The following is a 9,313-nucleotide window of genomic DNA, read 5'->3' on the forward strand; positions in this document are numbered from 1 at the left end:
ACCGGATCTGTCAGGACAAGTGAAGAGTTCTGGACGGATCTTTAAGGGGTGCTAATTCCTGCCTGCGCCAGAGCCGGTCGCCGAACAGCGCCAGCGCGGCGGGCAGCAGGACGCCCCGGACGATCGTCGCGTCGAGCAGGATCGCGACGGCCATACCGAGGCCGAGCATCTTGTACTCGATCGCGGCGAGGCTGAGGAAGACGCTGAACACCCCGGTCATGATCAGCGCGGCGCTCGTCACCACGCCGGAACTGCGCGCGGTGCCTTCGACGATCGCCTGCCGGACCGGCACGCCGGACCGCCGTCGCTCGCGGATCCGGCTCAGGATGAACACGTGGTAGTCGGTGCTCAGGCCGAACAGCAGCACGAAGAGGAACAACGGCAGCCAGCCGAGCACCCCGCCGTAGGGCGTGAAACCCAGCAGTGGCGCGAGAAACCCGTCCTGGAACACCAGGGTGAGCACGCCGTAGGCCGCGCCGGCCGACAGCAGGTTGAGCAGGATCGACACCACCGGCACCGCGACCGATCGGAACACCACGAGCAGCAGCACGAAGGCGAGCAGCAGGATGAACCCGAAGGTGTAGGGCGCCCGGGCGATCGCCTGCTCGGTGAAGTCGTGCGCTTCGGCGGTCCGGCCCGCCACCGCGTACCCGACCCCGTCGATCCGCCCGACCGTCCGCGGCAGCAGGGTTTCCCGCAACGTCGTGAGCGTGCGGCTCGCCGCTTCGTCGTTGCCGGTGCCGCCGAGCGGGATCCGGACGACGAGCGCCTGGTCCACCGGGACGACGACGGCCGGGCGCGGGACCTCTGCGGTGAGTGCGCCGATCGCCTGCCGCAGCGCGGGGGTGTCGACCGGGCCGCCGCGGGTGTTCCAGAGCACGACGTGCGCGGGCATGGTGACCCCGGGAAACGCTTCCTGGACGCGCACGGCCGCGTCGATCACCGGGATGCTGCGCGGCAGGCTCTCGGTCGGTGCCGGGTCCTGCAGCCGCATGCCCAGCGCGGGCATGGTGAGCAGCACGAGCAGGGCGGTGGCGAGTCCGCTCCAGACCGCGGGCCGCCGGGTGACGACGTCGGCCACGGCGGCCCAGAACCGGGAGCGCAGGCGGCGACGGCCCAGCCACGGGATGCGGCCGCGGTCGACGCGGGAACCGAGCAGGGAAAGCGTCGCGGGCAACACTGTCACCGCGGCCAGCACGGCCAGGCCGACGACCAGGATCGTGCCGACGGTCAGGCCCTGGAGGTTGTCGAGGCCGGTGAACAGCAGGCCGGTCACGCACAGCACGACGGTCAGCCCGGACACGACGATCACGTGCCCCGACGTCCGGGCCGCGATCCGGATGGCCTCGTCGACGCCGTGTTCGCGTTCCTCCCGGACCCGGCGCAGGAAGAACAGCGAATAGTCGACCCCGACCGCCATGCCGATGAGCAGGGTGATCGCGGAAGTCGCGCTGTTGACCGGGATCGTATTGTCCACAACGGACAGGAAGCCGAAGGTGGCGGCCACCGCGGTGGCCGCCAGCAGGACCGGGATCGCGGCCGCGACCAGCGAGCCGAACACGATCAGCAGGACGAGCACGGTGATCGGGAGCGAGCGGGCCTCCGACCGGCCGATGTCCTCCTTGATGCTCTTGTCGACCGCGCCGGACACGCTGAGGTCGCCGGCCTGGGCCAGCCGGACGCCGGGGTGCCGGGTCGCGACGGTGTCGACGGCCGCCGTCGCCGTGGCCAGGTTGGCCCGGATTTCGGGGCCACTGCCGGTGATCCGGAAGGTGACCAGTTCCGACCGGTGGTCGGCGGAGACTTCGGAGCGGAGGTCCGCGGCCGCGCCCGACGTCGTCAAGGTGGTCACGAGGTCGGCCGTGGCCGCGGGGGACCGGGGCTGGACGAGGACGTTTTCCCAGAAGGGTTCGCGGGTCGCCTGGCGGTCGAGGACGGCCTGGCCGGTGCCGGCGTCGCCGGCCGGGCTCGAGCGTGCGTCGGTGCCGGGGGCGAACGTGCCGAGGGCCCAGGCCAGCGCGACGAGCGCCAGCCAGCCGAGGATCGCGGCGGCGCGGTGCCGCAACGACCAGTTCGTGACCGTCTCGGCCACCGGCGTTTTTGCGGGCAGCATGAACTAAGGTCCTTCCGTGAAGGAGTGATCCGATGAGAGCTCGCCCTCGGGCGAGGTGATTGCTTCTTCTTCCTGGGCCGCCGAGTTGCCGCTCGGCGGTCCAGGGCCTCACTTCAGTCGACCTCCTTGAGCACGCGTTCGATGGAGCGCAGCCGGTCCTGGACGTCCTTGAGCTGCCGTTCGGTCTCTTCCTGCGTCCGGACGGCTTTCTCGGCCAGCGCCCGGTATTCGTGCTCCCGCGCCAGCTTCGCCTTGGCGCGCCAGGTCGAGGCCAGCTGCACGATCGCGATCGACAGCAGGGCGAACACCCCGGTGACGCCGATGATCTCCTGCCACTGGTGCCAGTTCATGTCCGTCCCTCCTCGCCGTCCCCGTGGACGGAATCCGGTGTGGTGAGCGTCGGCGCGGCGGCCGCGATCGCCTCCGGCGTCAGCACGACGGAGAACGGGGTCAGCTCGTAGAACCGCAGCGTCTTGCCGTCCTCGCCGGCTTCGAAGCTGGCGGTGACCAGGCCGGCGGCTTCGAGCTTGCGCAGGTGGACCTGCAGCAGCGCGCGGCTGATCCGCAGCTCGCGGGCCAGCTTGCTGACGTAGGTGCGTTCGGCGTGCAGGGCCGCGACGATCCGCAGCCGGTGCGGGTTGCCGAAGGCGCCCAGCTGCCGCAGGAGCTCGTCACCCGTCGTCCACATGCCAACAAAAGTTAGCAGGTGGTCGGCGGCCCGGCCATCGGGGTGATCCCCGAGATCACATCGGGTGTTCCAGCCACACGTTCGGCTCGACGTAGGTCGCCGTGTCGTAGGCGGTCGAGGCGTGGACCGGGGCGATGCCGCCCGGGATGAAGTTCTCGCCTTCCTGGAGCTTGACGCCCGTCCAGTCGTGCCAGTCGGACAGGGATCCCGAGAGGGTCACCGCGAACGGGCACACCTTCACCACCTGCGCGCCGAGACGCTCGTGGGTGCGCAGCCAGCGGTCGGCCAGGAGGCCGTCCGCGCGGCGGCGGGCCGCGTACTCCGGCATCGGGACCGACGGCTCGGCCTCCTTGCCGATCGGGCGGACCGAGACGATCAGCTTGCGCAGGCCCGTTTCCGCCGCCCGGGCCTTCAGCGCCTTCAGCATCGGGGCCGACAGGCCGGTGCCGCGCAGGTGCGGGGCGATCACGACTTCCAGTGCGCACAACGCGTTCGGCGCGCGGCCGTCGATGATGTCGTGGGCCGCCCACTCGATCGCCTGGTCCCAGCCGTGGTCCGGCAGCTCGGTGCGGTCCGGGGCCGGGTAGGCCAGCGGGACCGAGAGGGCGCGGGCCATCGGCGTGCCGGCGTCGTCCAGGGCGATCAGGAAGTACCGCGCCCAGTGGCGCAGGAAGCGCTCGCCGGTGATCATCCGGCCGCTCGCGCCCTGGTAGATGAACTGGCCGCCGACGTCGCCGAGGGCCAGTGCGGCGTCGAGGAGGTCGGGGCGGCCGGCAAGATCGACAACGCGCATGCGCCCATACAAGCGGAAGCGATCACCGCCGCGATAGCGGCAACCGGGCGACTCAGCGCAGGGCTTTGCGCCGGCGGGTCAGCGCGGCCGGGTCGAGGTTGGCCCGGGTGCCGGCGTCGTGGCCGTCGAGGTAACCGCTGCCGGAGAGCCGCCGGGGCGAGGCTGCGCGCAGGTCACCGTACTCGGAGTCGAACGCGTGCTGGACCATCTGCGCGCGGTCGCGGACCACCAGTTCCGCCGATCGCTCGCCCGGCACCGCGGTGCGGACGGCCTCCTGCTCGGCGTGGGAAAGCCGTTCGTGGACCGCGCGGGCGAAGCCGTGCAGCCAGGTGCGCCGGTACGCGGCCAGGGATTCGCCGGGGAAGAACCCGTCCGGCCGGACGCGCGTCAGCTGCGTGCTCGCCTGCAGCAGGAGGCTGGTGAACAGCAGCTCGACCCGGCCCAGGTCGGAGCGGAAGCCGAACACCGTGACGCTCTCGACCTTCTGGCCGAGGCGGTGCAGCAGCGTCCGGCACCGCAGCGGGTACGCCACCGAGGTCAGCAGGCTCGCCTTGTCGCGGCTGTACGGGTCGTTCATCGGGATCTTCAGAGTGCCGATCTCGTCGCTGCCGGCCCCGGACGCGGCGAGCATCGCCTGGTCGATGCCGTACCGCGCGACGAGTTCGGCGGCCTTCTGGTTGTACGCCTCGGCTTCCGCCTCGGTGACCGCCGGGTCTTCGGCCTTGGCCAGCAGCTTGCGGATGCGCTCGAGCTGCGGGTCTGACTCGGTCATGCCGAGAGGGTATTCGATCAGGTGTTCGGGCGCGGGGACCGGGTCGGCGTGTCGGCCCGGACACTGGGGGGATGGTGACGATCGAACGCTTCGCCCCGCTGTCGGCCGCCGAGGCGGAATTCGCCGCTTACCACGCCGTGCTCGCGGCGAGCCGGGAAACCGACCGGCCCGGTGAACCCGTGCTGCCGCTCGGTGAGCTGGCCGGACGGCTGACGAGGCCGCTGCCGGGGATGGGAGAAGCCGCCCAGTGGGTGGCGTACCGCGGCAACGAGCTCGTCGCGTTCGCCGAGGTGCACTTCCTCGAGGCCGAAAACAGCGGAATCGGGCTGATCGACGTCGTCGTGCACCCGGCCGCGCGGCGCTCGGGGATCGGCACCGCGTTGCTGCACGCAGTGCTGCCGGAACTGCGCGCGCGGGACCGCCGGAGCGTCGAAGGGTGGCAGGTTGCCGCGGGGTCCGCCGGGGAGCCGTGGGCCGAGGCGCTCGGCTTCCGGCCGGTGCGGACGATCGTGCGGCAGGCCCTGGTCTTCGCCGAAGGCGAGCGGGCGCGCTGGGAGGTGACCGTCCCGGTGGGATACCGGGTGGTGCGGTGGGCGGGTGCGGCCCCGGGCGATCTGCTCGATTCCTATGCCGGCGCACGGGCGGCGATCCACGACGCCCCGCTCGGGGACTCGGGTTACCAGTGGCCGGCGTGGACGGCGGAGCGGGTGCGCGCGGCCGAAGCCGAAGCTCGGTCGCAGGGCCTCGAACAACGGATCGTCGCCGCGGTCCACGAGGAAACCGGGGACGTCGCCGGGTTCACCGAAGTGTGCGTGCACCCGCGCCGGCCGGACTGGGGCTACCAGCGGGACACCGCGGTGCTCCCCCGGCACCGCGGGCACGGCCTGGGGCGGTGCGTCAAGGCGCACATGATCCGGTGGCTGCTCGCCGAGCGGCCCGCGCTGCGGCGGATCAGCACCACCACCGGGGTGGAAAACGCGCACATGATCCGGGTCAACCGCGAACTCGGCTTCAGCTCGCTGCCGGCCGTGATCGCCGTTCAGCAGGACCTCGACGCGCTCCTCAGCCGAGGTACGCGTCGAGCGTGACGGCCAGCGCCGCTTCCGGCGACGGCGCGAAACTCGCCCCGGCCAGGCCGCCCCACAGCCACAGCTGGGCGAGGCCGTGCAGCGCGGCCCACAGCGACGCGGCGACCAGCCGCAGGTCGGCGCCGGACCGCGCGACCCGCGTCGGCACCGCCGCCACCAGCACGGCGAAGGTGTCGAACACCGCGCTCGCCGCGGCCGACAGCGCCGGGTCGTCCGGGTCGATCAGGTCGCGGCGGAACATCAGCTCGAACATCGCCGGGTTGGTCAGCGCGAAGTCGAGGTAGCTGTGGCAGGCCGCGGTGAGCCGCTCCCGCGGGGAGGTGTCCGGCAGCGTCTCCCGGCGGGCGAGCAGCTCGGCGTACCCGCGGGTCGCCACGGCGGACAGCAGCTCGGCGCGGCCGGAGAAGTGCCGCAGGGGTGCGCCGTGGGAAACCCCGGCCGCCTTGGCGATCCCGCGCAGGGTGACCGCGCCGACGCCTTCGTCGGCGAGCAGCTCCGACGCCGTCGTGATCAGGCGTTGCCGGGTGCCCACGCCTCGTCCAGGGTCATCGGGAGCAGGTCGGGGCGCTTGGGGAAGAAGCCGTCGCCGGGCTGGCGGCCGATCAGCCGGTTGCGCGTGCGCGTGACGGCGACCGGCAGCACCTCCCGGAGCAGCCACTGCAGGTCGGCGCGCCGGCTGCCGGGGGCGGCGCTGCCGGGCAGCGGCGCGAGCCAGGCGGGATCGTGGTCGAGGCCGAGCCGCGCGAGGACGTACGCGGCAAGCCGGCGGTGCCCGTGGGCGGACAGGTGCAGGCGGTCGGCGCCGAAGTAGCGCGAGTCGGTGACGGCCTGGTCGGGCCACAGGTCGATGAGCTGGGCCCCGTAGCTGACGGCGGCTTCGCGGATGGCGTCGTTGAGCGCGATGATCCGCGGCCGCATCCGGCTGCCCAGCGGCATCCGGCGGGAGACGTCGCTGAGCGTGAAGGTGACGACGACGGGCGAGATGTCGGTGCAGGCCCGGACGGCGGCGTCGACCCGCCGGGCGACCGTGCGCGCGTCCCAGCCCCGGCTCATGACGTCGTTGCCGCCGCCGAAGAGGGCGACGAGGTCGGGTTCGAGGCGCCGGGCCGCCGGGAGCTGCTCGGGCACGATCTGGTCGAGCCGGCGCCCGCGGACGGCGAGGTTGGCGTACCGGAAGCCGGGCTCGTCCTCGGCCAGCCGGGCGGCGACGAAGTCGGCCCAGCCGCGGTAGTGCCGCCGGTCGGGGTACGGGTCGTCGAGGCCTTCGGCGCAGCTGTCGCCGACGACGACGAAACGGTGGTAGCTCATCCCGATCTCCGTAACCCGTGGTTCACCTTTTGGACACTTTCTATCAAACTTGTGTAGACGGTGTCTACTCGGCGTTCACCCGAGCCAGGGACCCAGCTTCTCCGGGTTCCGCATCGCCCAGATGCGGGTGATGCGGTCGTCCTCGACGGCGAAGGAGTAGACGGCCGCCAGCTCGTCGCCGCGGCTGAGCACCAGGCCCGGGTGGCCGTTGACCATGCGCTCCTCGAGCGTCAACTCGCCGAAGGAGGCCAGCTCGGCCACGTACCGGGCGACGAGTTCGCCGCCTTCGATCGGGGCGATCGCGGCGCGGACCCGGCCGCCGCCGTCCGCGGTCAGGGTGGCGTCCGGGTCGAGGAGCCCGACCAGGGTGCCGATGTCGCCGGCGGCCCAGGCCTCCTTGAAGTCCCGCACCAGGCCGGCTTGGCGGGCAGCCGAAACGGTCGGCCGGTCGGCGCGGATCCGGCGGCGGGCCGCGGAGGCGAGTTCGCGGCACGCCGCCGGTGTCCGGCCGGTGGTCTCGGCGACCTCGGCGAACGAGTACCCGAAGACGTCGTGCAGGACGAGGGCCACGCGCTGGGCCGGCGTCATCGCTTCGAGCGCCACCAGGAACGCCATGCTCACCGACTCGTCCAGGGTGATCCGGTCGGCCGGATCGGGCTGGTCGGGCAGCGGCTCGGGCAGCCACTCGCCCACGTACCGCTCGCGCCGGACGCGCGCCGAGCCGAGGACGTCCAGGCAGATGCGGCCGGCCACCGTCGTCAGCCACGCGCCGGGCGAGGAAATCTCCTCCTGCTGCGCCGGCGACAGGGCGTACCAGCGGGCGTAGGTCTCCTGGACGGCGTCCTCGGCTTCGGTCAGCGAGCCGAGCAGGCGGTAGGCGAGGTTGACCAGGTGACGTCGTTCGGCGACGACCGGTTCCGATGGCGTTGTCATGACTCCTCCGACGACACAGCCTGCCCGAACGTCAGGGCCTGACGTTGCCGCCGGCTGCTTCGTCGTACCGGTCGAAGGCAACCGAACAGGGGAGAAGACGATGATCAAGATCGGAATCGTGCTCGGCAGCACCCGCTCCGGCCGCGTGGGGGACCAGGTCGCCCGGTGGGTGCACGAGCGGGCGGAGCGTCGCACGGACGCCGCGTTCGAGCTGATCGACCTGCGCGACCACCCGCTGCCGCACCTCGAGGAGCCGCCGGGCTTTTCGGGGCAGTACCAGGACGAGCGCACCCGGGCCTTCGCGGCCGTCGTCGCGTCGTGCGCCGGGTTCGTCTTCGTGACGCCGGAGTACAACCACTCCGTGCCCGGGGTGCTCAAGAACGCCCTGGACCACGTCTACGTGGAGTGGAACGGCAAGGCGGCCGGGTTCGTCTCGTACGGCGGGGTCGGCGGCGCCCGCTCGGTCGAGCAGCTGCGGCTCGTCTGCGGCGCACTCCAGCTGGCCGACGTGGCCCCGCAGGTGACTCTGCCGCTGGCGACGGAGTTCGAGAACCACGCGGTCTTCAAGCCGGGTGACCACCAGCTCGCCGCGCTGGACACCCTGCTCGACCACGTCGTCGCCTGGAGCACCGCGCTGGCGCCGCTGCGGGCCGGGGACGCGGAAGCGGCGATCCGGAGCAGGCTCGACGCGATCATCGACGGGCTGCGCAACAAGGATCTCGAGGCCCTGCGACGGGTCTACGCGCCGGACGTCGTGTCCTTCGACGTCGAACCGCCGCTGCAGCACGTCGGGACCGACGCGAAGCTGGAGAACTGGGCCCGGGTGTTCACGGTCTTCGAGAAGGTGGACTACGAGCTGCGCGACCTGAGCATCACCACGGGCGGCGACCTCGCCGTCGGACACGGCTTCGGCCGGGTCAGCGGAACGCTGAAGAACGGAGTGGTGACGGACGGCATGTGGGTCCGGGCAACCTTCGTCTTCCGGAAAACCGGCGACGACTGGCTGATCGTCCACGACCAGGCGTCGGTCCCCCTCGACATGGCGACCGGCCAGGGCCGGACCGACCTCGAGCCGTGAAGGCACAGGCGGCGGCCACCGTGGCCCGGGCAGTGGCAACGCCACCAAGGGAGCAGGGTGGTCATCCCGTCGCCTGAGGCCGTGAAATCACTTTGAGCCGGGCCCGCAACCCACCGCCCAGAGCGGGTTGACGACGCAGGCTTGCGGGCCTGGCTCAAAGTGATAGGCCTCAATCAGGCGATGGGATGACCACCCAGCGGCCCACCTCCAGAAGGTGAGACGGCAGCGCTCCCGGAGGTCATCCCGGAGCCTGCCCGTCCGGCGAGGACAGCTTTTGATCTTTTCTGCGGCGGCAGAAAAGATCAGTTGGCGGGCTGGCAGGTGGCAAGCTGTAAGGGCCGTTCGGTCGCCCTAGGGCCAAATGTCACCGTGATGTGGCACTTCGGCTTAGGGAGTTTCTGGGGAGGCTTCGGCGAGGTGCTCTGCCGCGGCAGAGCGGGTCCGACCTCCCCCGCCCCTCCGTTCGGATTCTCAGCCGGCGGTCGGGTTGATCCGCAACAGCACCCGCTGCTGCTTGCCGAGTTCGGCGCCGAGCCGTTC

10 protein-coding genes are annotated in these 9,313 nt (G+C 71.8%); 2 read left to right on the forward strand and 8 right to left on the reverse strand.

What is annotated here, in order from left to right; translation table 11 throughout:
* Nucleotides 1–10 precede the first annotated feature (10 nt).
* From ACWEF6_RS22725 to ACWEF6_RS22745, 5 genes are all read right to left on the reverse strand, one after another.
* A complete protein-coding gene (locus ACWEF6_RS22725; protein ID WP_449684788.1) occupies nt 11–2,113 on the reverse strand; it encodes an MMPL family transporter in 2,103 nt (700 codons plus the stop codon).
* 113 nt (nt 2,114–2,226) lie between these two features.
* Nucleotides 2,227–2,463: a hypothetical protein gene (locus ACWEF6_RS22730; RefSeq protein ID WP_310973950.1), complete on the reverse strand. Its 237-nt coding sequence runs from the start codon at nt 2,461–2,463 to the stop codon at nt 2,227–2,229.
* Entirely contained in the window at nt 2,460–2,801 is a 342-nt protein-coding gene (locus ACWEF6_RS22735) for an ArsR/SmtB family transcription factor (RefSeq protein ID WP_449684789.1), read from the reverse strand. Before ACWEF6_RS22735 ends, ACWEF6_RS22730 begins: the two co-directional genes overlap by 4 nt.
* 55 nt (nt 2,802–2,856) lie before the next feature.
* Entirely contained in the window at nt 2,857–3,594 is a 738-nt protein-coding gene (locus tag ACWEF6_RS22740; protein WP_449684790.1) for a Long-chain-fatty-acid--CoA ligase, read from the reverse strand.
* 52 nt (nt 3,595–3,646) lie between these two features.
* Nucleotides 3,647–4,366 (reverse strand): DUF2786 domain-containing protein, encoded by a 720-nt coding sequence (locus ACWEF6_RS22745; protein WP_310973945.1) that lies wholly within the window; start codon nt 4,364–4,366, stop codon nt 3,647–3,649.
* A 71-nt stretch (nt 4,367–4,437) separates the two neighbouring features.
* Between ACWEF6_RS22745 and ACWEF6_RS22750 the strand changes: the two genes are divergently transcribed.
* Nucleotides 4,438–5,454, forward strand: coding sequence for a GNAT family N-acetyltransferase (locus tag ACWEF6_RS22750; protein ID WP_449684791.1), 1,017 nt, complete (start codon nt 4,438–4,440; stop codon nt 5,452–5,454).
* Here ACWEF6_RS22750 and ACWEF6_RS22755 read toward each other — a convergent pair.
* The 3 genes from ACWEF6_RS22755 to sigJ all read right to left on the reverse strand — a co-directional run bounded on the left by ACWEF6_RS22755 (nt 5,429) and on the right by sigJ (nt 7,695).
* Nucleotides 5,429–5,986: a TetR/AcrR family transcriptional regulator gene (locus tag ACWEF6_RS22755; protein WP_310973939.1), complete on the reverse strand. Its 558-nt coding sequence runs from the start codon at nt 5,984–5,986 to the stop codon at nt 5,429–5,431. The two genes, ACWEF6_RS22750 and ACWEF6_RS22755, sit on opposite strands and share 26 nt — an antisense overlap.
* On the reverse strand, nt 5,965–6,762 hold the full coding sequence (locus ACWEF6_RS22760) for an SGNH/GDSL hydrolase family protein (protein WP_449684792.1): 798 nt from the start codon (nt 6,760–6,762) through the stop codon (nt 5,965–5,967). The genes ACWEF6_RS22755 and ACWEF6_RS22760 overlap by 22 nt, the downstream gene beginning before the upstream one ends.
* A 75-nt stretch (nt 6,763–6,837) precedes the next feature.
* Nucleotides 6,838–7,695, reverse strand: coding sequence for an RNA polymerase sigma factor SigJ (gene sigJ / locus ACWEF6_RS22765; RefSeq protein WP_449684793.1), 858 nt, complete (start codon nt 7,693–7,695; stop codon nt 6,838–6,840).
* A 100-nt stretch (nt 7,696–7,795) separates the two neighbouring features.
* Here sigJ and ACWEF6_RS22770 point away from each other — a divergent pair, with 100 nt between their 5' ends.
* Entirely contained in the window at nt 7,796–8,773 is a 978-nt protein-coding gene (locus ACWEF6_RS22770) for an NAD(P)H-dependent oxidoreductase (protein WP_449684794.1), read from the forward strand.
* The last annotated feature ends 540 nt before the right edge of the window (nt 8,774–9,313 follow it).

The organism is Amycolatopsis sp. NPDC004772 (assembly GCF_053601215.1).

What these genes read in the sequence shown, in the direction of transcription:
- ACWEF6_RS22725 (WP_449684788.1), bottom strand. Translation starts at nt 2,113, where the DNA reads ATGCTGCCCGCAAAAACGCCGGTGGCCGAGACGGTCACGAACTGGTCG.
- ACWEF6_RS22730 (WP_310973950.1), bottom strand. Translation starts at nt 2,463, where the DNA reads ATGAACTGGCACCAGTGGCAGGAGATCATCGGCGTCACCGGGGTGTTC.
- ACWEF6_RS22735 (WP_449684789.1), bottom strand. Translation starts at nt 2,801, where the DNA reads ATGTGGACGACGGGTGACGAGCTCCTGCGGCAGCTGGGCGCCTTCGGC.
- ACWEF6_RS22740 (WP_449684790.1), bottom strand. Translation starts at nt 3,594, where the DNA reads ATGCGCGTTGTCGATCTTGCCGGCCGCCCCGACCTCCTCGACGCCGCA.
- ACWEF6_RS22745 (WP_310973945.1), bottom strand. Translation starts at nt 4,366, where the DNA reads ATGACCGAGTCAGACCCGCAGCTCGAGCGCATCCGCAAGCTGCTGGCC.
- ACWEF6_RS22750 (WP_449684791.1), top strand. Translation starts at nt 4,438, where the DNA reads ATGGTGACGATCGAACGCTTCGCCCCGCTGTCGGCCGCCGAGGCGGAA.
- ACWEF6_RS22760 (WP_449684792.1), bottom strand. Translation starts at nt 6,762, where the DNA reads ATGAGCTACCACCGTTTCGTCGTCGTCGGCGACAGCTGCGCCGAAGGC.
- sigJ (WP_449684793.1), bottom strand. Translation starts at nt 7,695, where the DNA reads ATGACAACGCCATCGGAACCGGTCGTCGCCGAACGACGTCACCTGGTC.
- ACWEF6_RS22770 (WP_449684794.1), top strand. Translation starts at nt 7,796, where the DNA reads ATGATCAAGATCGGAATCGTGCTCGGCAGCACCCGCTCCGGCCGCGTG.